This is a genomic window from Sphingobium sp. Cam5-1, assembly GCF_015693305.1.
Classification (GTDB): Bacteria; Pseudomonadota; Alphaproteobacteria; order Sphingomonadales; family Sphingomonadaceae; genus Sphingobium.
Window position 1 is genome coordinate 196,707 of sequence record NZ_CP065139.1, and the last position, 23,284, is coordinate 219,990.

General features: G+C 57.3%; 20 protein-coding genes and 1 pseudogene. 7 read left to right on the forward strand and 14 right to left on the reverse strand.

Annotated features, from left to right (window positions below; translation table 11 throughout):
- Positions 1–5 precede the first annotated feature (5 nt).
- Together IZV00_RS15005 and IZV00_RS15010 are read left to right on the forward strand one after the other, a co-directional pair.
- Positions 6–785, forward strand: coding sequence for an SDR family NAD(P)-dependent oxidoreductase (locus IZV00_RS15005; RefSeq protein ID WP_196227457.1), 780 nt, complete (start codon positions 6–8; stop codon positions 783–785).
- Between the two features lie 111 nt (positions 786–896).
- On the forward strand, positions 897–1,691 hold the full coding sequence (locus IZV00_RS15010; RefSeq protein WP_196227227.1) for an SDR family NAD(P)-dependent oxidoreductase: 795 nt from the start codon (positions 897–899) through the stop codon (positions 1,689–1,691).
- Positions 1,692–1,902: 211 nt separating this feature from the next.
- Here the strand turns inward: IZV00_RS15010 and IZV00_RS15015 are convergent, their stop codons facing one another.
- Both IZV00_RS15015 and IZV00_RS15020 read right to left on the reverse strand, forming a co-directional pair.
- Entirely contained in the window at positions 1,903–2,802 is a 900-nt protein-coding gene (locus IZV00_RS15015; RefSeq protein ID WP_196227228.1) for an SMP-30/gluconolactonase/LRE family protein, read from the reverse strand.
- A 356-nt stretch (positions 2,803–3,158) separates the two neighbouring features.
- Positions 3,159–3,680, reverse strand: a complete 522-nt coding sequence (locus IZV00_RS15020; RefSeq protein ID WP_230463451.1) for a VOC family protein — start codon at positions 3,678–3,680, stop codon at positions 3,159–3,161.
- A gap of 534 nt (positions 3,681–4,214) precedes the next feature.
- Here IZV00_RS15020 and IZV00_RS15025 point away from each other — a divergent pair.
- Positions 4,215–5,243: a helix-turn-helix transcriptional regulator gene (locus IZV00_RS15025; RefSeq protein ID WP_196227229.1), complete on the forward strand. Its 1,029-nt coding sequence runs from the start codon at positions 4,215–4,217 to the stop codon at positions 5,241–5,243.
- Between the two features lie 31 nt (positions 5,244–5,274).
- Here IZV00_RS15025 and IZV00_RS15030 read toward each other — a convergent pair whose 3' ends face one another.
- Positions 5,275–6,360 carry a Gfo/Idh/MocA family protein gene (locus tag IZV00_RS15030; protein ID WP_196227230.1) on the reverse strand — a complete coding sequence of 362 codons (1,086 nt, stop codon included), beginning with the start codon at positions 6,358–6,360 and terminating at the stop codon, positions 5,275–5,277.
- Positions 6,361–6,595: 235 nt separating this feature from the next.
- Between IZV00_RS15030 and IZV00_RS15035 the strand changes: the two genes are divergently transcribed.
- Positions 6,596–7,453: an IclR family transcriptional regulator gene (locus IZV00_RS15035; RefSeq protein ID WP_230463452.1), complete on the forward strand. Its 858-nt coding sequence runs from the start codon at positions 6,596–6,598 to the stop codon at positions 7,451–7,453.
- A gap of 220 nt (positions 7,454–7,673) precedes the next feature.
- Here the strand turns inward: IZV00_RS15035 and IZV00_RS15040 are convergent, their stop codons facing one another.
- The 7 genes and pseudogenes from IZV00_RS15040 to IZV00_RS15070 form a co-directional block, all read right to left on the reverse strand.
- Positions 7,674–9,338 (reverse strand): flavin-containing monooxygenase, encoded by a 1,665-nt coding sequence (locus IZV00_RS15040; RefSeq protein WP_230463453.1) that lies wholly within the window; start codon positions 9,336–9,338, stop codon positions 7,674–7,676.
- Between the two features lie 393 nt (positions 9,339–9,731).
- Positions 9,732–12,134, reverse strand: a complete 2,403-nt coding sequence (locus IZV00_RS15045; RefSeq protein ID WP_196227232.1) for a TonB-dependent receptor — start codon at positions 12,132–12,134, stop codon at positions 9,732–9,734.
- An 88-nt stretch (positions 12,135–12,222) separates the two neighbouring features.
- Positions 12,223–13,137 (reverse strand): VOC family protein, encoded by a 915-nt coding sequence (locus tag IZV00_RS15050; RefSeq protein ID WP_230463454.1) that lies wholly within the window; start codon positions 13,135–13,137, stop codon positions 12,223–12,225.
- Positions 13,130–14,206 (reverse strand): ferredoxin--NADP reductase, encoded by a 1,077-nt coding sequence (locus IZV00_RS15055; protein ID WP_196227233.1) that lies wholly within the window; start codon positions 14,204–14,206, stop codon positions 13,130–13,132. Before IZV00_RS15055 ends, IZV00_RS15050 begins: the two co-directional genes overlap by 8 nt.
- 495 nt (positions 14,207–14,701) lie before the next feature.
- Positions 14,702–14,848 (reverse strand): annotated as a pseudogene (locus IZV00_RS15060) (4-hydroxy-2-oxovalerate aldolase); the annotation flags it as partial.
- 174 nt (positions 14,849–15,022) lie between these two features.
- Positions 15,023–15,847, reverse strand: a complete 825-nt coding sequence (locus IZV00_RS15065; protein ID WP_196227234.1) for an alpha/beta fold hydrolase — start codon at positions 15,845–15,847, stop codon at positions 15,023–15,025.
- Between the two features lie 11 nt (positions 15,848–15,858).
- Positions 15,859–17,055, reverse strand: coding sequence for an acyl-CoA dehydrogenase family protein (locus IZV00_RS15070; protein WP_196227235.1), 1,197 nt, complete (start codon positions 17,053–17,055; stop codon positions 15,859–15,861).
- A 201-nt stretch (positions 17,056–17,256) separates the two neighbouring features.
- Here IZV00_RS15070 and IZV00_RS15075 point away from each other — a divergent pair, with 201 nt between their 5' ends.
- On the forward strand, positions 17,257–18,684 hold the full coding sequence (locus tag IZV00_RS15075; RefSeq protein WP_196227236.1) for an NAD-dependent succinate-semialdehyde dehydrogenase: 1,428 nt from the start codon (positions 17,257–17,259) through the stop codon (positions 18,682–18,684).
- A 4-nt stretch (positions 18,685–18,688) separates the two neighbouring features.
- Here IZV00_RS15075 and IZV00_RS15080 read toward each other — a convergent pair whose 3' ends face one another.
- On the reverse strand, positions 18,689–19,144 hold the full coding sequence (locus IZV00_RS15080; RefSeq protein WP_196227237.1) for a MarR family transcriptional regulator: 456 nt from the start codon (positions 19,142–19,144) through the stop codon (positions 18,689–18,691).
- A 172-nt stretch (positions 19,145–19,316) separates the two neighbouring features.
- On the opposite strand from IZV00_RS15080, the gene hpaH reads away from it, so the two are divergent.
- On the forward strand, positions 19,317–20,123 hold the full coding sequence (gene hpaH / locus IZV00_RS15085) for a 2-oxo-hept-4-ene-1,7-dioate hydratase (protein WP_196227238.1): 807 nt from the start codon (positions 19,317–19,319) through the stop codon (positions 20,121–20,123).
- Positions 20,120–20,881 (forward strand): HpcH/HpaI aldolase family protein, encoded by a 762-nt coding sequence (locus IZV00_RS15090; RefSeq protein WP_196227239.1) that lies wholly within the window; start codon positions 20,120–20,122, stop codon positions 20,879–20,881. Before hpaH ends, IZV00_RS15090 begins: the two co-directional genes overlap by 4 nt.
- On the opposite strand, the gene IZV00_RS15095 is transcribed toward IZV00_RS15090, so the two are convergent.
- The 3 genes from IZV00_RS15095 to IZV00_RS15105 form a co-directional block, all read right to left on the reverse strand.
- Positions 20,796–21,110, reverse strand: coding sequence for an SDR family NAD(P)-dependent oxidoreductase (locus IZV00_RS15095; RefSeq protein WP_196227240.1), 315 nt, complete (start codon positions 21,108–21,110; stop codon positions 20,796–20,798). The genes IZV00_RS15090 and IZV00_RS15095 overlap by 86 nt on opposite strands.
- A 27-nt stretch (positions 21,111–21,137) precedes the next feature.
- Positions 21,138–22,253: a DUF1214 domain-containing protein gene (locus IZV00_RS15100; protein WP_196227241.1), complete on the reverse strand. Its 1,116-nt coding sequence runs from the start codon at positions 22,251–22,253 to the stop codon at positions 21,138–21,140.
- Between the two features lie 66 nt (positions 22,254–22,319).
- Positions 22,320–23,279: a sulfotransferase family protein gene (locus IZV00_RS15105; protein WP_196227242.1), complete on the reverse strand. Its 960-nt coding sequence runs from the start codon at positions 23,277–23,279 to the stop codon at positions 22,320–22,322.
- Between the last annotated feature and the right edge of the window lie 5 nt (positions 23,280–23,284).

The following is a 23,284-nucleotide window of genomic DNA, read 5'->3' on the forward strand; positions in this document are numbered from 1 at the left end:
TTGAGATGGCATGGCACGGATGCAGGCGTTTGCACGACAAAGCGATTGTCGTTGCAGGTGCGAGCTCAGGGATCGGCAGGGCATCCGCCCTTCGGCTGGCAGGCGAAGGTGCCCGTCTGGTGGTTGGGTCTCCGGCGCTGGAAGCCGACAAGATCGAGACTTTGGTAGCCGAAATCCAGGCTGCTGGAGGCCAAGCCGTTGGCGCGTCTTTCGATGCGACCAGCGATGAATCGGCAAAGGCCCTGATCGAGCAGGCGCTGACGGCGTACGGCCGATTGGACGCGGTCCACGCAAACTTTGCGGACATGGGCGTCGTCCACAGCGACACTGACGCGATGACGGTCACAGACGAGGTGATCGAGCGAACGCTGGATGTAAACTTCAAGGGCATGTTGCGAATAACCCGCCATGCAGTGCCCGAACTGCTTAAATATGAAGGGGCGATGATTTACACGTCGTCGATCGGGTCCCTCATCGGCGAGCCTGTTCGGCCCGTGTACGGCATGTCCAAGGCCGCCCTCAACGCGCTGGTCCGGCATCTGGCCTCCAGATGGGGCAAAGAGGGTCTTCGCGCGAATGCCATCTTGCCTGGTTTTGTCATAAACCCGGAATTCGCGGATTTTGTCCCGGAAGAATTCAGGATGGAACATCTGAATGCCAACCGTTCCCCGCGCAATGGCGCGCCGGAGGATATCGCGGCGATGGTCGCCATGCTTGCTTCTTCGGATGGATCCTGGATCAACGGTCAGACCATCGCAGTAGATGGCGGACAGACGATCAGATGAAGGCTTGGGCCTAATATCGGATAATATGAGGACGTAATAGTTTACTACCTCCTCGACCATTTGTTGTGCCTCAAGGCACAAGTAGCAGGCGCATAAGGAAGGGATACCATAATGGCCGGTTCAGCAAAGCGAGACGACTGTCACCGTCTCGTCGGTAAGGTAGCAGTAGTGGCTGGTGCAAGCACTGGCATTGGGCGCGCCACCGCGTTGCGGTTGGCGAGTGAAGGTGCGAAGGTCGTCGTCGGCTCCCCGGCAGCTGAAATCGAACGGATCGACAGCCTGGTTTCCGAAATCGTCGCGGCTGGTGGCGATGCGCGAGGTCTGAGCTTTGATGCAGCGGACGATGCTTCTGTCGCCGCACTGGTCGAACTCGCCGTTTCCGCTTTCGGCGGAATCGACGTCTTTCATGCCAATTTTGCCGACCTACGGCTCCTTTCAGTGGATACCGATGCCACGAGCGTCACTGACGATGTGCTGGACCGGACGCTGGATATCAACCTGAAAGGCATGCTGCGGGCGACCCGCCACGCCATCCCGGCTCTGCTTGCGCGTGGCGGCGGGGCGATGATATACACTTCCTCCGTCCAGGCAAGGACTGGCGCTCCGTTCAATCCTTGCTACCAGATGGCCAAGGGCGGGATTAATGCGCTGGTGCGTCACGTGGCGTCGCGGTGGGGCAAAGAAAGCGTGCGAGCCAACGCCATCATGCCGGGCATGGTCGTAACCCCTGAAAATCGCGAGACCATGCCACAGGAGTTTCTGGATCAAGCACTGGGTGCAACCCGCTTGCCCCGGCTGGGCAAGCCAGAGGACATTGCCGGGATGGTAGCGATGCTCGCATCGAGCGATGGCGCATGGATTACCGGTCAGGCAATAGCTGTCGATGGCGGTTTGACCCTTAATTGACCCTGCGTATCACAGCCTAAGAAGGCATGCGCGGGTTTAACCGGCACAGTGGGATTGGAGCGTGCCAGGCAATTCAAGCTGCCAGACCATCAGGCTTTCACAGATTCCCATTCGTGCTGACGGCGCCTGACCATATCACTGGCCAGGCGCCGTCATGTTTCACGCTAAGGCCAAACTGTTACGGCCAACCGTAACAGCCGGGCGACGCAGATTACGGTCTTCCCGCGCCAATGAAGTCGAGCGAAATACGTTCAAGTCGGCCGTGCCCTTCCGAAGCAGCCGCAGAGCCGTGGAATTCGGGAACCGTACAGATATAAAGGGATTTCCGATCCGGTCCGCCAAAGGCGCAAGCGAGCGCGCGGCGCCCTTCCCCAACCGGGACTACATGGGTGACCTGCCCCCCCTCAACCAGACGCACGACCCCCAAGCCCGAAAGATATGCGTTCGGCGTCACAGCAATGGGCATGGCGGCCCAAACAGCGCCTTCATCGTCGAGGCAGATGCCGTCGGGGATGCCGCCATCAGGCAGGGTGGCGAAAACGCGCCGGTTCGACAGAGCTCCAGTTGCCGAGTCTCTCGTGAAGCAACTGATGCGATTGCCTGTTGATTCAGCGACATAGAGGGTGGAACCGTCGGGGCTGACCGCAATCCCGTTGGGCGACATCAAGTCGGAAGCAGCAACGGAAACACTGCCTTCAGTGTTGGCAAAAAGAACATCTGCGGGATCGGGCATCTTGTCCATATGCGCGCCCCAGGGATCGTAACCAGGCTGGCCGACATAGGCATTGTTGTCGATGACGATCATGTCGTTGAGGACATAGGGGCAAAGACCGCTCAGATCGGCAAAAACCTCTGCCTTGCCATCTACGATCCGAAGCACTTGCCGTTGCTTCGATGCCGCAGCAAGCAGGTCTCCATTGTTCAGGAAACCGAGCCCGCCTATGAAATCGGTCGAGCTTTCGTAAAGCAGCTCCGTGCTGTCATCGGCATTCAGACGGTGCACGCGTCCGGCGGTGATGTCCGAAAAATAAAGCGCTCCATCATGCCAGCGCGGACATTCCGGCAGTGACAGACCGTCAACAACAATTTCTGGAAGGGGTAATGTGATCATCAATCAATCCTCTCATGCCTATTGCACTGATCAAAGCGCAGATCATCTTCTTGTTCGCTCTTCGACGAAACTGGACGGAATATCTTGGTCAATCGTGCCGTGGCCGAATGGCCCTGCATGATCACCCATAGCTCCTCAGGAGCTGGGCGGTAAGCAAGAATTTGCACATCCTCATCTTCTAATCAATATAGTTTGCCTATTCCATCAAGCGCTTCGAGATCAGCTTCGCGCGCGATCATTTGATCTCTTCCGTCCAGTGTCCTTGGACTTGTTAAGCAGCGACAGCGAAATGCTCGACCACTGCGCGCCGTCTAACTGACGTCTTCAGTCCCGATCGTCCGCCCACACCTTGCCGGTCAAGCTTCGAAATCAATGATGTGAATGGGGTCTGTGCCGTCCCAATTGCGGCTTGCGGCGATACCCTCGGCGATCAGTTGTTTGAGGGCTTCGTTTTCGATGAATTCGAACAGAACGCCCTTCTCCCCTTCTCCCTCCAGATAAGCGACCCGGTTGCCGGGGCTGTCGGCGCGGAACACCAGTTTCAGGCCGTCCGCCTCGGCGCTGCTGACAACGGCGTCAAGATCGTCAGTAGTCCAGGCGAGATGGTGCAGCCCGGCGCGGGGCGTTCCGTCGTCGTCCAGGTAGGGGGAGCGGGCTCCATTGGTGACCTGAATCAGCTCGATCTGCGTCTCGCCCTGATAGCCCAAGCCTACGTCCATCTTCACGACAACATCCTGCCCACGATAGCGGCCCGTAAGTGTGACGTTTCGCAATACCGTCCAAGGGCCGACGCCCATCGTGCCGATCCATCGTTGAACGCTTGAATCCAGATCCTCGACGACCATGCCGATTTGCGCAATCGATCCATATTTTGCCACCCAACCCTCCTATGAATATTATGACCTGGTTCGCTCGGCCCCCGGCCGGTACGCCGAGTTGCAGTCGGCGCGAGACAACAGCCCGATGATTGTGCAAGGCCCTTAAGCCGTCATGATCGAAGTCGCAGGACGCCGAGAATAACGTACAGACCTTACGCCGATGGTAAATGCGCCGCCTATGGATAGGGCAAGCGCCGTGGCAAGCTGCCCGAAGGCGAACTCGCCAAGAGCATCTTAAGAGGCTATTGCAGTGATAGCTATGATGAAATGTCGTGTGATACCCGCTATATTGAGGCTGGAGAGCCTCCGCCAATGGAGCCATGACATCGGAAGATTGTAGAAATGGCCTTTAGTCGATTGCTGTAAATTAGATTGAAGTTGTAAATTACGATATGGATAATGAGAGGATAATCGTGGTTCATGCTTGACGTTGCGCGTTCATCTGAATGTACGGTATCAAAAGAGTGGAATGATCTTCTGCTCACATTCTACAAATCCATCGACAGCTCTCCTTCCTGGCAGGGTTTTGTCGAGATGCTTACATCAGTATTTGTCAGTGCTAGCGCGATCATGGTGATCCGTCCTTCATCAGAGCATGATCTGGGCTTTCTCGTATGCAGCGACCGCGCGGCTGATGCAACCATTCGAAAGTATCAGGAAAGTTGGTATGATCTCGACCCGCTGCGCGTACTTCCCGCAGACAAGGTCATTATCGGCAGCGAGATCATGGCCGATGAAGAATGGCAGCAATGCGTCTTTTACAAAGATTTTTTCATCTATACTACAGCTATCGGGGTGGACCGTATCCTTGCGGTCAATATCGTAACTTCGTCCGGTACTTTTTCGCGACTGCGGATTCATCGTGGTCCGGATCAACCGCCTTTTTCCGCGGAGGACAAGGCGAAGCTTTCCTTCCTCGTCCCGCATCTGAAGCAAGGGCTGCACCTCGCGGCCTTGATCGGCAGGAAGGAGGTCGAACGACAGCTGTTTGAAGAAACGCTCGATCGCCTGCACATCGGGACCATCATTCTGGACGAGACACAGCATATCCTGCGCACGAATGAGGCGGCGCGCGATCTGATGGCGGCGAAGGACGGTCTTCGCAACGTGAACGGCATGATCGAAGGTTGCTACGCGTCGGACTCGCGCAACATTCGAGATCTTCTCGCGCGAACGGCGAATGACCCGGACATGATGCTGACCCAGTCACTCAGTCGGCCGGACACCGACCGGAAATTGGGTATCGTCGTTCGCAGCATTCCCCTGATCGCCAGTTCGGAGGGTAAGGTCCGTCCCGCCTGGGCGTTGTTTCTTCGCGATCCTGATGCGCGAAGCGGGTCGATGATCGATGCGATACAGCAGATGTTCGATTTCACGCGAGCCGAGGCGACATTGGCTGCGGAGCTGGCAAATGGATTGACGCTGGACGAAGCGGCGGACGCAATGGGCATCAAACGCAACACGGCCCGCGCGCACCTGCGTTCCGTTTTCGTGAAGGCCGGGGTGACCCGACAGACCGAGCTTGTCCGCATTCTGCTTAACGGTGTTATCGGCCTGTCTTGACCGGCTTCCCGGCGCTGCCCCCCCCCTCTCCTTACAACATGACACGGGTGCCGCTGACAGCCGATTGGCGAATGGCATCCAGCATGCGGTGCCGAGTGACGGCAGCGCCAAAACCATGCTGAAATGGCTTGCCTTCCGCGATCGCGGCTTCGAAGAGGGCATACATGTTCGCCACATTGGCGGCATCGCCGCTCGGGCGTTCCGGTGCTGCGATGCACTCTGGAGCGATATCCACCGGTTCAGTCCGGCCTTTGGCGAAACGGGAAAGGGAAAGGCCAGCGGAGGGCACGACATTACGGCTTGCCGATGAAAGAAGAAGACATCCTTCAGTGCCCTGGATTTCGATCCGTGTCCCCGTCCCCGCCCCCGGCGCTCCCATGATATGAGCCGACAAAGTGACGCCGGTCGCCAATGTGCCCTGTACGACCATCTGGTCGGCGGAAGTGCGCGTCACCACCTCTCCAGTGTCGAACACGCGCGCCTGAGGGACATGCGTCGCCAAGGTAGCCGACAGTTCCTTGAATTCGCCAAGCATATAGCAGAGCGCGTCCAGACAATGACCGCCCGAAAGTTCGAGTTGAGAGAGGCCGGACTGGGCGTCCTGCATCAGCATATGTTGGGAGGGAACAGTCACAGGCCATGCCGAAGAATAATTCAGCGCGACGGCATGAATCGCCCCTATGGCGCCCTCGTCGATCAAGCGCTTGGCCATGCGCACGGCAGGGTCGGCACGGCCCTGAAGTCCAACGGCCGTGTTCCCGTCACTGCGTTCGGCCGCTTCCAGCGCTGATTGCGCCTCTGCCGTTGTCACTGTGAGCGGCCATTCGCAATAGATATGTTTGCGTGCTGCTATGGCTGCTTCGATGACCTTCGCATGGAATGGCACACGCACGCAGACCGCAACGACGTCAATGCCTGGGTCTTCTGCAAGTTGAGCGGAATTTTCGAAGGCTCGCGGAATCCCCAGAGCCTCTGCGGCGCGCTGAGCGGTTTCAAGCCGAGTGGTCGCAACGCCGGCGACCTCGAAACCCGGCAGGCTGCGAAGTGCGGGAATATGCGCGCGGGAGCCCCAGCTGCCGTCAGCGCTCGCCCCGACGATCCCGACCCGAAGTTTCAACTTCCACACCTCTTAATGATATATTGCGTTATGTTCAGCATAATCGACCGAGTGCGAGCCTGCAATGTCGTTCTTATCCCCCGCCCCGATCGTCAAGGCGCGTAAAGGCTGGTCAGGACGAGGGATTCCCGCTCAAACTTTTGCTTTCGCATCGTTTAAAAGACAAACGGGTATCCCAAATTGGCGGGGATATTCTAAAAGGCCAATCACAGGCTGGCCAAGTGAGGAATGGATCATGATCGGGGGCGCGGACGAAGCCGGAAATATGGCGACTGAGAGCGAAGAAGATGACGAACGTATTGGCATCCAGTCGGTCGAAACCGGGATGCGCCTGCTGAATGCGTTGGTCGAACACGCGCTGGATTCGCCGCCCCCTATGCTCAAGACTCTGGCGCTGCGCGCAGGCATGCATCCTGCCAAGGCTCATCGATACATGGTCAGCCTCGTAAGGGTGGGGTTGGCGGAGCGCGATCCCGTCACCGACCGCTATCGCCTCGGCTCTGCCGCGCGGCACATGGGCATCCGCTCCCTTCAGGGACTGGATGTCGTGCGGATCGCGAGCGGTCGTCTGGAAGCCATCAGTGCACAGGTCCAGCAGTCAGTTGCGCTGGCTATTTGGACCGTCATCGGACCGATGGTCGTGGCAGTCCATGATCATCGCGGTCGGTTCACTATCGGCCTCCGCGTGGGCGAAGCAATGCCGCTTACGCGTTCAGCCACGGGCATGATCTACGCCGCTTGGGCGGGAGCGACGTCCAAAGACCTGGTAAAAAAGGAATTGGCAACGAACCGCGCCAAAGGTCGATCGCCCGCCACCAAGGCCGAATTGGACGGGATTATCGCATCGGTGCGCGCTAACGGGATGGCGCAATTCAAAAGTGAGTCTATCGGCGTTAGCGCAATCTCCGCACCGCTGTTCGACTATCGAGGTGAATTGGTCGGCGCTCTGACGTCGCTGGGATCTCCGCATTATTTCGATGACTCAATGAGCGGCCCTATCGCCCAAACTCTTATGTCGCACGCCAGGCAGATCTCCGCCGAACTGGGCTATGCGCCTGGCACAGAATCTTTTGGGATTGAGGCGATGGGCTGATACCCCCTGCCCTTTTAGCCCATCAGCGTCGCGCGGGCGCAGGACAGCCAATATTCGCCGCGATCGAAATCATCCATAACCAAATGGGGATGGATGATCCGGATGTGATCCCTCACTATCCGGATACACCCATCCCCGCATGTCTCGTGCAGACTGTGGCCTGTAGCGCTCATCGTGGCTCCCACTATTTCACAGCGGGAGCCACGATCCACAACTGGTTTCAAACCGCTTCTGTGTTAGCGGGCGCTTTCAAACGCACGAACCCGTCGTAGCCGTTGTCCACTGCGCCGGTGCAAAGCGAGGAGTAGCGTTCGTAGCCACCCACATACACCATGAAGCTTCGCGGCTTTCCTTCGACGTTTGATCCCATGTACCAGGAATCGGCCTTCTTAAACAGGGTATAGTCCGCAACCCCGTTGAGTTCGGCGCTCCAGCCCTCCTCAGCCTCAACCGTCGTATCGATCCGTTCGAAGCCGTCCCTTTCCATCTCGTCGATCACGCGCGCGATCCAGTTCACCTGCCATTCGCCACCCATGATCATTGTGCACAAGACGGACGGGCTCTGTGGGCCGTGAACCATGAAGAGGTTCGGGAAACCCGCCACCATCATCCCCAGATAGGTGGTGGGACCATTACGCCATTTATCGCGAATGGTAACACCACCCACGCCGGTAATGTTCATCTTGGTCATCGCGCCGGTCATCGCATCGAAGCCGGTCGCGAAAACAACCACGTCCAGATCATAGGTCGCAGCCGTCGTCTGAAGACCTTCCGGTGTGAAGCCGATGATGGGGTTCGTCCGGGCGTCCACCAAGGTCACGTTATCGCGATTATACATCTCGAAGTAACCGGAATCGATGCAAAGCCGCTTGGCACCGAGCGGATAGGTTTTTGGACACAGAAGTTCGGCAACCGTGGGATCCTTGACGGTCGAACGTATCTTTTCGCGAACGAACTCGCTTACGATCTCGTTTGCCTTTGGATCGGTTTGGCTGTCACTGAACGTTACCTGCAGCTGGAAGGCGCTTTGTGAATTCCACGCCTTCTCCAGGATTGCCCGCCGTTCCTCAGGTGTATAGTCGAAAACCGACTTCTCCGGCAGCTTGATCAAGGACAGACCAACAGTCTTCCACATCCTTTCGCGCCGCTCCGAATAGCTCTCCTTCCATTCCCGGTCATACTCCTCGGAAATCGGCCGGTTGCCCGATGGCATGCTGAAGGCGGGCGTGCGCTGGAAAACATAGAGATGTTCAGCGCTCTGCGCGAGTATGGGCGACGCCTGGATGCTTGTCGATCCGGTTCCAATGATGCCAACCCGCTTGCCGGATACATCGACACCCTCCCGCGGCCAACGTGCGGTGTGGTAAATCTCACCCTTAAAGTCCTCTTTTCCAGGCCAGTTGGGGAAGGTCGGCACGTTCAGGCTGCCCGTAGCCGCGACCACATACTTGCACACGACGTGTTCGCCATGATCCGTATAGACGTGCCAGCGGTTCGCTGCTTCGTCAAACTCCAGTCGCTCAACGCGGGTGGAGAAACGGATATAGTCGCGCAGCTTGAAGCGGTCAGCAACATGGTTCGCATAGGCCTCCAGATCAGGCTGCGCGGAGAACATCTCCGGCCACTTCCATTCCTGCTGAAGCTCCTCATCGAAGCTGTATGAATATTCCATGCTCTCGATATCGACACGAGCGCCTGGATAACGATTCCAATACCATGTGCCGCCAACGCCATCGCCTGCCTCGAAGCATGTAACCTTGTAATCGTTACGAAGGCGATGGATCGCGTACATCCCGCTGAAGCCCGCCCCGATCACAACGACGTCGACTGCGTCGTTCGAACCGTTCCGCATCGATTTAACCTCATGGGGGGTCTCAATTGTCATTGCATCACTCTCTTAAGATATCTTGCGGAAACGCCTTAAACGGCCAGAGAATTCGTTAATATCAGCGGTTCAATTGCTGATCGGTTTGACTATATGCCAATATTTGGCTCGTTCCAGACGATATCATTCTTCAATATAGAATCCGCCAATATTCAAAATTCCATATGGAACTATTCTTAAAAGCTTCATCCGTTTATCACCGGTAAGAGGGACGGCGATTTCTCCCCGCCCCTCCCTGCAACCCGATGGTCTCATTTACGGCCATGGGATTCAGACATGTTAATCTACGCACGACGTGCAAAAAACTTACCCCGAAATCTTCTGACAATAAAATAAACATCATAAGTCCAAAATGCGTGCGCGCCTTTGTGGAAGGCGCGCGCGCTAACTTGCTTAGAACTCTACAGCCAAATCAACGCCGTAGGTGACCGGGTCATCGAACACACCAGAGATGACTGTGCCGAAATCTCCGCCTGAATTATACCGCTGCTTGTTTGTAAGATTACGGCCCCAAACCGAGATGCGGCTAGTGGTCGGCCCCATCGGAATGTTGCTCAGCGTGACTCGTGCGTTCAACTTCATCAGAGGATCCTGGAAGAGAAGCTCGTTCAGACGATCATTCTCAGGGTACGGAGTGACGATACGGTGATTGGCAAGTGCGATACTCGACCGATATTCCGCATCACCCCGGAAGCTGACACGCATGTCGCCGCTGAGCGGAACAGAATATTCCGCCGCCACATTCGCCGTGAACTTGGGACGGTAAACCGGTTCCACGGAGCCCGGAGGAGCTTCGACATATTTGAAATTGTTGTACGCGCCGGTAGCGCTCAACGTCAGACCCTCGATCGGCATGGCGTAAATTTCGTATTCCAGGCCATAATCACGCGACTTGCCGATATTGGTGGTGGCAAAAGTAGAGAAGGTGATTGGTTGATGACTGAGTGGACCGATCGCCGTGGCTGTGACCGGAAACGTCTGCTGAAGATTTTTATAGGTCACGTAAAATAGGGCGAAATTGGTCCGCAACCGACGGTCAAAGAAGTCCGCCTTGATGCCGGCTTCCCAAGATACAGCTGTCTCTTCCTTGTAAGGGACGGCTGCAGATACGAGCACCGGTTGCAATGGATCAGTGGGGCTTGCCCGATCGTTGACGGTGGCCTGCAACGCGGACAATCCACCTGCCACATAGCCTGTGGTGAATTTGGCGTACATCATCGTGCCATCATTGGGCTTGTACGAGATATTGGCGAGCCATGAGAACTTGCCCTTATCATATTCGTACGTTGTGCCCGGCTCGACAGTTCCGTCGAAAACCGACTTGGCATCCTGCGTGTAGCGAACGCCGCCGGTCAAATCGATCTGCGGCGTCAGATGGTAGGTCGCCTGGCCATAACCAGCAATCTGCCGCGAGCGATAGAAGGTTTCCCGCTGGCTTCCTGTGTAGCTGCCGGGCACGACATAATTCGGCATGCCTGTGAAGGGGAAGATGGCGCTGACCAGCGAGCCGGGCTGCGTATGACGATTATAGTAGAAGAGTCCGGCCGTCAGGCTCAGCGGGTCAGTATCAACGATAAACTGAGTTTCGTTGCTGAACTGGCTGCGCTTGTCCATGCTGCCGAAGGTCAACAGGGAAAAGGGCTGTAAGGGTAATGTGGGGTTTGTAAAGTCGGGATAGGGCATCAGAAGGCCACCCGCGCCATCAATCTGACCAGTTCTGAAGTCTCGGTCAAGGCTGCGCCACGACGCTGTATTCTTGATCGTCAGATAATCATTCGCCTTGTATTCAAGCGAAAGATAATGCGCCATGATCTTATTGCGACCACGAGAGGTGAAATCGTTATAAACGTTTTTCGATCGTTCCTGCTGTACATAGTCGCTTAACGAAGGGCCGCCAAAAAATGTCTGCGCGGCAATGATGCCACGAGCAAAAGCGCCGTATGGCCCTTCAGAAAAACCGACGATCTGCTGAGCAGGGGCGACACCGCGCCAGTCGATGTAATCGAACTTGTAGTTAACATCCAGCCCATCGAAGGGTTGATAACGAACCGCTCCATGGAAAGCGTCAGTCTTCTGAACCCCGAGCTTCGGCGCGGTTGTCACCGTGTCTTTCGTGCCCATGCTCTGACCCGCAACATCCCAGGTGCTACTGTTGATGTTTCGGATATCGCTTCCACGATAGTTATGAACATAGGTGCCCGATACGCTGAACCCATTCCATTCCGGCAGATCGATCCGGGTTTTGCTCCGGATAGAATCAAAGCGGGAATAAGTCAGTTCCTGCCGCGCGTAAAATTTACCCTTGGGGCTAGAAGTAATGTAGTTGATCGCGCCCGCGGTCGAGTTGGTGCCGAACAATGTGCCCGCAGGACCGCGGATGACTTCGATCCGCTCAATGTCACTGATGTCGAACGCAATACCTGACATATTACCCAGGTAGACGCCATCCATATAGAAGGATGCGCTGTTGTCGGTGTTGGGGTTGGCTGGTGTCGCCGAGAGCGAACCACGCAGGGTGATAAAGGGCGCGTCGCCGCCCGCACCCTTCAAGATGGTAAGGCTGGGCACCTTGGTGGCCAGATCGTTAACGTCCTGGATGCGCTGGTTTTGTATCTGTTCCGCGCTGAGTGCGGTAACAGCCACCGGAACATCCTGCAGGTTTTCTTCGCGCTTCTGCGCGGTGACAATGATGTCGCCGAAGCCAACGGCCGGTTGGGATGATGCTTCCTGTGCCCACACAAAATGCGGCACAAGGCTCACGCTCGCAAACAGAGCGGATTTTATTAGTAAGTTCATTTTTACCTCCCCTTATTTACAAGTTGTTCTTGCCTCTCATGGCAAGAATAGTCTTGAACTAACTTGCCAAATTGGCATCTTCATGGGTTTATAGAGTTGGTGGCGTCAACCATTGATGGCCCCAATGGCTTCCCCGCGTGGTTTCAAATACTGTTCCTTCAACTTCCCAATTTTTTACCATCCCTCCGCAACCATATTCCAGTGCAAACCCGCCGGGTGTCCAGACATAGAATGAAGTCATGTTGTCGTTCACATGACGTCCCAAAGTCGCTGCCAAGGGAATACCCGCTTCAGAAAGCCGATCGAGTGCGAGACCGACTTCGTCGAGATCGGGAACCTCCAGCATCATGTGTACGCAACCGGCAGGTTGTGGCATCTCTGCGAGCGCAAGACTGTGCTGGCGCGGATTGCAATGCATGAAGTGAATCCGCGCCTTCGCCCCGCCAGGCGCGGGAATATGCAAAATATCCGACAAGCCGAAGCCGAGATGCTCCCGCCAGAAATGCTGCGTTTCCTCAAACTTCAGTGCAGGCAGCACGACATGGCCCATCCCCATTGAACCCATCACGAAGGCTGCAACGCCGACCGGCGAAACAAAGCGGGTGAAGTCAGAGATCGGCCCCCAATAGACTTCGATCACGTTGCCGGACGGGTCTGCGCATGTGAACATGCCCGTGACATGGCGCTGTGAAAGGACCGCTAAGTCGGCATCAACAACTTCCACGCCTGCGGCAATCAGCCGATCCCGCAGCGCCTCGAAGTCAGCCGAATTCGACACTTCCCAGCCCGAGGAAATCAGGCGGTCGCGCTCGTCGGCAACGACCAGCACACGAAATGCGCGGCCATCCGCCTTCAGCAGCAACTCGCCATTTGCGCCATCAACCGCAGCCAATCCGGCGATCTGCGTGCCGAACGCACGCCAACGATCGATGTCGGTAGCTCCAACGACCAAATAGCCCAGTTGACTAATGCCCATGCCGTCCTTTCCTGCTTCCTTATTCATCGAATGACACCGACACAGCCGCGTCATTCGGCACCGCTTGACAGGCGAGCAACCAGCCTTCTGCAATGTCATCCTGGTTCAGAACCTCGTTATGAACCATCGTCGCGCTACCCCGCGTCAACTTGCAGATGCATGCGCTGCATTTCCCTTCCTTGCATGAATAGGGCGCGGGAATGTCGGCCATGAGAAGTGTGTCGAGCAGTGTCCGTTCGGAGTGCCAAAGAAGTTGCGTCGCCACTCCGTCGAACAATACAGTGAGCGCCGCTTCATCCCCCGTAGGTTCGTCACTGCAATCCATCGGTACAACAGGAATGCCCGGATCCTGCGACAGGGAGATGAACCGCTCGACATGAACATGTTTACGGTCCATGCCCACTCGCAGCAACGCGTCGACCGCACAGTCCATGAACTTGTCCGGACCGCAGATAAACGCTTCGTAGCTTGTGAAATCCCCCGCGAGTGCAGCAATCTGGGCCGAACTGGGTAATCCCTGCACGCTTTCCAGCCAGTGATGGACTACCATTCGCTCTGGATATTGTTGCGCTAACTTGCTCAGTTCTTGCGCGAAAATTACCGATCGTTCGTCACGATTGGCATATATAAGGGCAACCTTGCCCTTCCCCATGCGCAATGCGGACTTGAGGATCGACATGATCGGCGTCACCCCGCTGCCGCCTGCGATCAGCAGTAGATCGGTGTCCAGTACGCGCGGCGTGAAGACGCCTGCCGGGGCCAATACCTCCAGCTCGTCGTTCGCACGAAGACTGTCGATCAGCCAGTTTGAGGCAATGCCGCCCTCGACGCGCTTAACCGTAACTTTCAGCGGCTCGTTCAGAAAGGGGGAACTCGCCAAGGAATAACAGCGCGCGACATGCGCGTCACCTACCGGCACCCGCAACGTCAGGAACTGACCCGGGCGATAAGCGAATATATCGTCTAGCCCCCTGGTGTCGAAGACTATGGACATGGAATCGTGCGATTCCTCGATCACATCGCTTACGCGAAGCCTTATATAGAGGTTATCGCCGCTGCTTGGCGCGGAAGCCTTGATCGCCAACTGCTCACCCATGCTTCACACTCTTCGATCCGCAGTTAAATGTTCGAGCTGCAAGATGCATGAAATCAAATGGCCACCCCGGTGCAGCGCGAACATATAACCCCACGGGAAATCGGCACTTTTCCGACCATTTTTCGGCCTCCTACGCTTTCAGGAACCCAGATGCACAAGGAGCTTAACGAGCCGGAATGTGGGCCGATACGTCTACTCGGACTATACCGCTCACTGACCGACGATTAATATCCGCAGAAGCTGCACAGCGCGCGCCGCTTTTGCGTTCGGCAGTCCCAGCAATGCTTGTGACCCTGTTGGCAGGGCTGCTGAAGGTCACGGAGAAGCATTCCCTCATGCGGGGCAGGATTGAGCCAGTTGTTCCGGTGGGCTTCCAATCCTTAAGTCGTGGCCGAGCTTTGCCTGTCGGCAGAAAGTGGCGGGGTTTTCGGTCGAACCGGTGCGAAACCAGTCCGGACCTCGTCCCGGCCGACAGGTATCGAAGTGTCATGCCGCTCGTGCCTTGACCATGTCGAGCGCGCCGCCGCTGTCGGTCACATAGACGCACTGCGCGCCATAGCTTTCCATCAGCAGCGCCTGGCTCTCCAGCTTCTCGGCATCGATCATATGGCTCATCATCAGGAAGCCTGAGATGTCCATGCCATCGCGCAGCGTCACGTCCTGGATGTAGAGCTTGTCGCCCGCTTCGTGATCATCCTGATCATGAGGTCGGTGCCGATATTGCTCGACCCGATGATCGCCGCCTTGACCTTGCCCGCCATTACTTACTCCTCATGGCCCATCGGGGATGCCGCAAGGGCGGCAGCGGAGGCTGTATCAGCCCTTCAGGAAGGCCAGCGAGTAGCGGTTGAACTCTTCCGCCCGCTCGACCTGGACCCAATGGCCGGTCTGCGAGAAGCTGAGGCAGCGCACGTCGGCGCAGGCGTCGAGGAAGAGGCGAGCGTGTCTTTCGGGGCAGAATTCGTCATTGAGACCCCAGAGTACGAAGATGGGCTTTTTGACCTCACCAAGACGCGGGCCAAGGTTGGGCGTCTTCATTCGCATGAGGACGTCCTTCGACTGCGTGCGCGCAACCGCGAAACGTTCCTGTACAAGAGCATCCGAGATCAGGTGAAGCGAACCGGGGTGTACCAGATTGCCAATGAGGCGCCGCTGTTCCGCGATGTTGAAGTCTGGGCTGCCAAAGCCCGAGCGCATCTTGGCGATGCCGGGCATGGCGAAATAGTCTGCATGCTCGGCAAGGCATCCTGGCGCCATCAGGACGAGCTTGTCCACCGCGAATTCAGGATGGTCGAGCGCGATCTGGAGCGCGATACCGCCGCCCAGCGAATTGCCCACCAGACTGCCCGCCGTGACGCCATGCTGCTTCAGGGCGTCGAGGAGTGTCTGGGTAAACAGCTCAAGCGAATAGTCGATCCCGTCAGGCTTCGACGAAGCACCATAGCCGATAAGATCGGGCAGGATGACGCGGTAGCCCGCATCGGCAAAGGCCTGCGCATTGTTGCGGAAGTTGGACGCGCCAGATGCGCCCGGGCCGCTGCCATGGACGAACACCACGACAGGACCTTCGCCCAGTTCCGCCAAAGATATTTCATAGCCGCCCGCAACCGTATAGCTGGCGCGGAAAAGATCGTTCGCCATCGAAAGTCCTTTCAGATGAATTTAAAGGCCGGCGGTTCGCCGTGCATGGTGCCCAAGACATCGCCGCTGCGGTTGGCCGGATCATTGGCGACATGCGCGCGGGCGGCGTGCAGGTCGAGCCAGGGCTGTATGATCGCACTGGACATGTAGATGGCACGCCCGCCCAGCAGTTTCATGATATCGTCAACCAGTCCGGCCATGCGACGCACGACGGTGGAAGACTGGTAGGCGAACAGCGCACGCCGCTCCATCGACACAAGTTCGCCCCGCTCCACACAGCTGATCATTTCATCGAAGGTCGCTCGATGCGTCAGTTCCATTTCGTGTACCTCGGCAATCGCGCGAGCGATGGCGGCGTGCAGCATCGGATCGGCTTTCGAAGCCTTGCCGGTGTTCGTCGAAATGCGGCTGTTCATAATGTCGATGCCCGCCTGAATCCCGGCACGCGCGCCGCCAAAGGCCGCTGTGGAAACCGAGCGAACAAACACCTGCGCCCAAGGCAGCCGGTACAATGGGGCGTCATTTTCCTTCTGCCCCGGATTGGTGCAGGCGAAACCGTCGCTGGCCTTATGGGTGCGATGTTCGGGCACGAAGACGCGTTCGACAACGATGTCGAAGCTGCCAGTGCCCTGAAGGCCGAACGTGTCCCAGGTGCCTTCAATCACCTGATAGTCGGAGCGCGGCAAAAGGAAGGTGCGCATGTCGGGCGGACCGCCATCGGGATCGAAATACATCGCGCCGAGCAGCACCCAGCCGCAATGAGACGAGCCCGAGGAAAAGCCCCAGCGCCCCGAGAGATAAAATCCCCCTTCCGCCTTTTCGACCTTGCCTACCGCCTGATAGCTCGATGAGGCGAGCATGTCGGGATCATCGCCCCAAACTTCGCGCTGCGCTTCGTCATGGAAGAGCGCGAGTTCATAGGGGTGGCATCCCAGAACCCCGTACACCCAGCCGGTGGACATGCAGCCTTCCGCCAAAGCCTTCTGGATTTCGTAGAAAACATTGGGGTGCATCTCATAGCCGCCGTAACGCTTGGGCTGGAGCACACGGAAGAACCCGGCCGCCTTCATCTCGGATATGGTTTGCGCCGGAACGGAGCCTGCCCGCGCGCAGGCCGGAGCACGCTCGCGAAGCACAGGGATCATCGCTCGTGCTCGATCGATGAGAGTTTCCGGGAGCGGCGTGCCGGTGGCCCCTACGTCCTTCATTTGACTAGATCCCGCTCCCATATTGCCATCTCCACTGTTAGCCTGCCCCGCTAAAGCGGCGCAGCGTTTACAGACATAATTGAACGCATAGCGTACACATGACTCGCATATCGCACTAGATTTCTTATACGAGCTTAAGCTGCTAGTCATCACCTCCTTTGCGGAGTCCAATGATGGTTTGCATTTGAACAGGAGCGATCGATGGAACTGAAGCGGGAAGCCTGCTTGATTGCCGGTGAATGGATCACCGGCGACGAGTGGATAGACGTCGATAATCCGGCGACGGGCGCGATCATCGGTCGCATCCCTTCATTTGGGCGCGACATTGCCGCGAAGGCGATCGCCGCGGCTGAACGGGCCATGCCAGCATGGGCGGCGAAAACGGCGAAAGAGCGCGCCAATGTGCTGCGCCGCTTCTTTGACCTTATGATGCAGAACCAGGAAGAACTGGCGCAGCTTCTTACGCTGGAACAAGGAAAGCCGCTGGCCGAGTCACGAGGCGAAATCGCTTATGCGGCCTCTTTCCTCGAATGGTTCGGGGAAGAAGCAAAACGCGTCTATGGGGATACAATTCCGGGCCATCAGGCGGACAAGCGGATCGTAGTGGTGAAGCAGCCGATCGGCGTCGTGGCGGCGATCACTCCGTGGAATTTCCCTTCCGCGATGATCACGCGCAAGATCGCGCCCGCGCTGGCGGCCGGGTGCGCCGTTGTCGTTAAGCCTGCTGCGCAGACGCCGTTCAGTGCACTGGCGCTTGGCGTGCTGGCGGAGGCCGCCGGGTTGCCCGCCGGATTGCTCAATATCGTCACCGGCAGCTCAACCGAGATTGGCGCGGAGTTCACGGAGAACCCCGTCGTACGCAAGATCAGCTTCACCGGATCGACCGGCGTCGGCGCAAAGCTGATGGCGCAATCAGCGCCCAGCATTAAGAAACTCAGCCTCGAACTTGGTGGCAACGCGCCTTTCATCGTGTTTGACGATGCCGATCTGGATGCCGCCGTCGAAGGCGCGATCATGTCCAAGTTCCGCAATGCCGGGCAAACATGCGTGTGCGCGAACCGCATTTATGCGCAAGCGTCCATCTATGACGCATTCGTGGAGAAGCTGGTCAAAGCGACCAATGCGCTGAAAGTCGGCGATGGCGCCGTCGAAGGCACAATGATCGGGCCGATGATCGATGATAACGCGGTCGCGAAGGTCGATGAGCATATTTCCGACGCGCTGGCCAAGGGCGCCAAGATACTCACCGGCGGCGGACGCCATGCGCTGGGCGGCCGTTTCTTTGCGCCGACCGTACTGCGCGACGTGACGTCGGACATGATCGTAACCCGCGAGGAAACGTTCGGACCACTGGCTCCCGTTATCCGTTTCGAGACCGAAGAGGATGCCATTCGCATGGCGAATGACAGCGAATTTGGGCTTGCCGCCTATTTCTACGCCCGTGACCTGGGACGAGTGTGGAAAGTCGCGGAGGCGATAGAGGCCGGGATCGTGGGTGTGAACACGGGCATCATTTCCACCGAGGTGGCGCCCTTCGGCGGGATCAAATCTTCCGGGCTAGGCCGCGAGGGTTCACACTACGGGATCGAGGATTATCTGGAAATCAAATATATCTGCATGGGGCTCTGATTCCTCATTCTTCCGGTTCCCACTGATCAATCGCACAGGTGAAGGCGGCAAGTTCAGTCAGGAGCCAGTTCAGCCGGTCAGCGCCAAAGATTTCTGTATAGCAAGCAAGGACGGCGGTCGTTTTCTGAGCGATGCGATCGACCAGCGCGTACCCCTGATCGGAAAGCGTCAGGTTCGCACGCCTGCGATCCTGCGTGTCTGCTTCGCGCGTGATCAACTTCCGGTCGACCAGATCTTTCAATATTCTGGTCAGGCTGGGTGCGTGCAGCAGGGCCGCTTCCGCTAGCGCCGATGGCTCCGTCTGGCGTTCGAAGGCGAGTACGCGAAGCACGCGCCATTGCTGCTCGGTCACGCCCGCATCACGCAGGATCGGCCGGATTGGTCCCATGAAGGCTTCGCGAGCGCCGAGCAAAGCGCCTGCCAAGGAAGCGCGATAGGGGGGAAGGCGATGCCGCGTCATATCACATCCATAGCCAGAATGAGCCTTGACAAATTATCATGTTAAATAGATAGCGATCTGCATATTGGAGACCCTTTATGGGGAGCGGGACGATCAACGGAAGTGCATTAAATGATCCCAACAAACAAAAAATACGCACTCTGCCCGTCTGAAGCTTCGGAAAGTTCTGATCATGGCGCTTGCTGACGAAATCATCACCCGCCTGGCGGATCAACTTGATGTCGCGGAAAAATCGCGTACGCAGGTTTCTCAATTTTCCCTGGCCCATCCAGACATGACGATCGAGGATGCCTACGCCGTGCAGCGCGCGTGGGTCGCAAGGAAGATAGCCGATGGACGACGTCCGATTGGACACAAAATCGGCCTCACCAGCCGTGCGATGCAAAGATCGTCCAATATCAGCGAACCCGATTTCGGCCTGTTGCTTGATGACATGCTCTTTCCCGATGGGCAGGATATCCCGATCGAGCGCTTTATCGTCCCCCGGGTCGAGGTAGAACTGGCGTTCATCCTCAAAAGCCGGTTGACTGGCCCTCGTTGCACGATTTTTGATGTTCTTTCGGCGACGGACTATATTGTTCCAGCGCTCGAGATCATCGATGCGCGCATTGAGCAGGTGGACAAGGCCAGCGGCGTGACGCGCAAGGTGTTCGATACGATTTCGGATAATGCCGCGAATGCGGGGATCGTGCTGGGCGGACGGCCGATCCGCCCGATGGACGTCGATCTGCGTTGGGTATCCGCATTGCTTTACCGCAACGGGGTGATCGAGGATTCGGGCGTAGCCGCGGCGGTGCTGAATCATCCGGCCAATGGTCCAGCCTGGCTGGCCAACAAGCTGGCCCCTTACGGCGAATATCTGGAGGCGGGGGAAATCATCCTTGGCGGCAGTTTCACCGCGCCCGTGCCCGCGCGCGCGGGCGACAGCTTCCATGTGGACTATGGTCCCATGGGTGCCATTTCGGTGCGCTTCGCATGAACGCTTTTCGTACACTTCTGGATGAAGGTCGCCCGTTGATCGGGCTTTGGCAGGCGCTCGCCAATCCTTATACGGCTGAAATTTGCGCGGGTGCAGGCTTTGACTGGCTGCTGTTCGATGGGGAACACGCGCCCAACACATTGCAAACGTTGCTGGCTCAGCTGCAGGCGATTTCCAACTATCCGATCGTCCCGGTTGCGCGCGTCCCCGTTGGCGAAGCGGCAATCATCAAACAATATCTCGATATCGGTTTCCAGACCCTGTTGGTGCCCATGGTGGAAAGTGGCGCACAGGCTGAAAGGATCGTTGCGGCCACCCGGTTTCCGCCTCTTGGCGTGCGCGGCGTCGCGAGCGCGACCAGCCGGGCATCTGGGTTCGGCGTCGATAAATCCTATCTGGCGACCGCGCATGAAAGGATATTCACGATCGTTCAGATCGAAAGCCAGGCAGGACTGGATGCGATAGAAGATATCGCGTCGGTGCCGGGTGTCGATGCGCTTTTCATCGGTCCCGCCGATCTCGCCGGGTCTTTAGGACATCTTGGGAACCCCGGCCATCCTGACGTGCAGCAGGCGATTTCGAAGGCGCTAAGCCGCATAAGGTCTCTCGGAAAACCGGCGGGCCTGTTTGCTATTTCAACAGATGATGCCCAGCAGCGCATCGCTGAAGGGGTCAATTTCCTGTCTGTCGGCACCGATATCGGGCTTTTGGCGAATGGCGCCCGCAATTTGCGTCAGCTCTTTGGACGAGCCGATTAACCCACTGGGATGTTGAAGACCAGCGAGGTCGTGCCGAGGACGCTTCGGCCTTGCCCCCTGCCTCGATGATGCCCGCCGCGACCTTTTCGGCCTGCACCTTGTCGATGTCCGTCACGATCACCGTCATGCCGATCTGGCCGCAACGCCGCGCGAGTCCCCTGCCTATCCCCGAACCGGCGCCGGTAATAACTGCAACGCCGCCGGAGAATATTTTTTCTTCCGCAGTCATGTCCGCGTCCTCGCGATCCCTGCTAATTCAATCCTTGGCTTTAAGTTCCGAAATAGAGGCCACGCGGCAACGCGGAGTCGGGAAATTCTTCGCCCGTACCCAACGCAGAAGGCTGGCGCCGCTGCGGTGGCCAGTCGTGTCCAACCAGTTGCCGGACCCTACATCTTCTTCCGAAATTACGAAGGTGACTGACCCGTCGGCATTATATTTCGCCGTTTCGTGATTGAACCATACCGGGAAGAAGCGATAATCCATCGACTCCATCCAGTAATTTTCCAGCTGGAAATTCCAATAGGCGCATTCTGGCACTTGCGTGTCGATGACCAGCGCCTGTCCGGGCTCCAATTCCCAATAGCCGTGGATGTAATGGATGTTGGGATCGCCGCCGCCCCTGATATAGCGTGTCTGGTCCTGGGCCGGCATCTGATTGGGATGCGCACGAAAGCCCTCGACCCAATCGACAAAAGTATTGGCCGATCCCCTGACGAAAGCGGCCGCGCCCTTGAGGCCGCGATCAATGGCTTCTGCCGTGAGCGGCGGCGGCTGGGATGGGCCGCCGATCCGTTCCAGCTTGAACGTCGATCCTTCGCGGCCCTCATATTGGAAGAAGCTTTCGCGAGCCACCATGAAGGTGGTATCAGGCGCTATAGGCAACCAGTTTCTACAGTTGGCGGGCCTTTCCTGGCTTACAACCAGTTCGAAGCTGCCGTCGGGTTCGAAATGCATCTCATGTGCTTCGATTTCCCCGGTCGAGGCCATCGTTCCGTCGATATGATAACGGTTGGCCTTCGTACCGAAGCTTATATAGGGCGCGTTGCCGCGCTTTCCGCGGATGATATAATCACGGTCCCCGCGTATGACCGCATTGTGGTAGATATTGTCCGGATTATCCGCTCCGAACTTCACCGTTTCATGAACGTTGCGATATAGTTGGGGAAAATCCGGGTCGAAAAATTCGACATTGTCTTCGAACCCCCAGCGCAAAAGCCGCGTCAGATAGCGCCACCCTTCCGCACGATCGAGAGCAGTAGCGGGCGCCTCCGGGCGGAGGATCACCTGGCCAGCGGCCTTCAGCTGATCACAAAAATCTTCCCACGCTTTTCCGCTCAGCACGCGGTCTTCGGCGGTTTCGTTCTGCGACATGACTACATCCCTCAATTAGGCGCTGCTCGTCCACCACATCAAAGGCGGATCGGCAGCCGACAGCATTCAGGCGTCGATAAAACGCGTGCGATAGGCGGCGAACTCATTCTCGATCAGTTCTTGCGTTAAGCCGTAACGCTCCATCTTATAGTGATGCTTGGCGGTGCTGGCATGCGGATCGGCCGCGATCGATGCTTCAATTGCCGCAACCCCGGCCTCATCGAGCGGACGTCCCATGCGGTCGAAAATCATCTTAACTTGTTCCAGCTTGTCACCGATGACGTCGCGGAACTGCACGTCGATGAACCGGTCATCAGGGAACTCGCGACGAGCATCCAGATATCTCGACAGGATCTGTCCCCAACGCTTTGCCCAGTAGGGGCCGATCAAAGCAGGATCGGCTGCGTTCGAATGCATGCCGTAGAACATCTCCATCATGCTGGCATAAGACGGGATGGTCGATAGCGGATCGCGATGCGTGTTGATGATTTTCGCGTCCGGGAAAACCGCCAGCAGCGAATGAATATCAACCAGATGACCCGGTGATTTCAACACCCAGCTGCAATTTTTCCGTCCGAGCCGCTGCCACTGAAGGAACTGGAGCGAGGTGAAGAGATCGCGATAGGCATCAGTTAAGTTCTGCTTGATATGCCATTCGCCAAAACTGGGAACCCACTGTTGCGATTCCACTCCGGTGCCGATGAACCATTGTTCCATCAACAGGATTTCTTCTTCGGCGCCGTCGAACACCGGCGGGTGCATCGCCGCCAATTGGGGAAACTGACGCAATTCCTCGGCCATCGCCTGCTGCCCGATGGCAACCCGCTGATCAAGGCCATGCGCGCCTTCGCCGGGCATGGGAGCTAGGAAGATATTCTCCCACATGCGCATTGCGGTCATGTTCGGGCCGGCGTCCAGCAGCCGGTGAACCATCGTGCTGCCGGTTCGTGGGAGGCCCACAACGATCCCGGCGACGGACACCTTTTCATCCAGAATCTCGGGATGACGCTTGATCCAATCGAACATGTTCA

What these genes read in the sequence shown, in the direction of transcription:
- IZV00_RS15005 (WP_196227457.1), top strand. Translation starts at nt 6, where the DNA reads ATGGCATGGCACGGATGCAGGCGTTTGCACGACAAAGCGATTGTCGTT.
- IZV00_RS15010 (WP_196227227.1), top strand. Translation starts at nt 897, where the DNA reads ATGGCCGGTTCAGCAAAGCGAGACGACTGTCACCGTCTCGTCGGTAAG.
- IZV00_RS15015 (WP_196227228.1), bottom strand. Translation starts at nt 2,802, where the DNA reads ATGATCACATTACCCCTTCCAGAAATTGTTGTTGACGGTCTGTCACTG.
- IZV00_RS15025 (WP_196227229.1), top strand. Translation starts at nt 4,215, where the DNA reads ATGCTTACATCAGTATTTGTCAGTGCTAGCGCGATCATGGTGATCCGT.
- IZV00_RS15035 (WP_230463452.1), top strand. Translation starts at nt 6,596, where the DNA reads ATGATCGGGGGCGCGGACGAAGCCGGAAATATGGCGACTGAGAGCGAA.
- IZV00_RS15040 (WP_230463453.1), bottom strand. Translation starts at nt 9,338, where the DNA reads ATGACAATTGAGACCCCCCATGAGGTTAAATCGATGCGGAACGGTTCG.
- IZV00_RS15045 (WP_196227232.1), bottom strand. Translation starts at nt 12,134, where the DNA reads ATGAACTTACTAATAAAATCCGCTCTGTTTGCGAGCGTGAGCCTTGTG.
- IZV00_RS15050 (WP_230463454.1), bottom strand. Translation starts at nt 13,137, where the DNA reads ATGAATAAGGAAGCAGGAAAGGACGGCATGGGCATTAGTCAACTGGGC.
- IZV00_RS15055 (WP_196227233.1), bottom strand. Translation starts at nt 14,206, where the DNA reads ATGGGTGAGCAGTTGGCGATCAAGGCTTCCGCGCCAAGCAGCGGCGAT.
- IZV00_RS15065 (WP_196227234.1), bottom strand. Translation starts at nt 15,847, where the DNA reads ATGGCGAACGATCTTTTCCGCGCCAGCTATACGGTTGCGGGCGGCTAT.
- IZV00_RS15070 (WP_196227235.1), bottom strand. Translation starts at nt 17,055, where the DNA reads ATGAAGGACGTAGGGGCCACCGGCACGCCGCTCCCGGAAACTCTCATC.
- IZV00_RS15075 (WP_196227236.1), top strand. Translation starts at nt 17,257, where the DNA reads ATGGAACTGAAGCGGGAAGCCTGCTTGATTGCCGGTGAATGGATCACC.
- IZV00_RS15080 (WP_196227237.1), bottom strand. Translation starts at nt 19,144, where the DNA reads ATGACGCGGCATCGCCTTCCCCCCTATCGCGCTTCCTTGGCAGGCGCT.
- hpaH (WP_196227238.1), top strand. Translation starts at nt 19,317, where the DNA reads ATGGCGCTTGCTGACGAAATCATCACCCGCCTGGCGGATCAACTTGAT.
- IZV00_RS15090 (WP_196227239.1), top strand. Translation starts at nt 20,120, where the DNA reads ATGAACGCTTTTCGTACACTTCTGGATGAAGGTCGCCCGTTGATCGGG.
- IZV00_RS15095 (WP_196227240.1), bottom strand. Translation starts at nt 21,110, where the DNA reads ATGACTGCGGAAGAAAAAATATTCTCCGGCGGCGTTGCAGTTATTACC.
- IZV00_RS15100 (WP_196227241.1), bottom strand. Translation starts at nt 22,253, where the DNA reads ATGTCGCAGAACGAAACCGCCGAAGACCGCGTGCTGAGCGGAAAAGCG.
- IZV00_RS15105 (WP_196227242.1), bottom strand. Translation starts at nt 23,279, where the DNA reads ATGTTCGATTGGATCAAGCGTCATCCCGAGATTCTGGATGAAAAGGTG.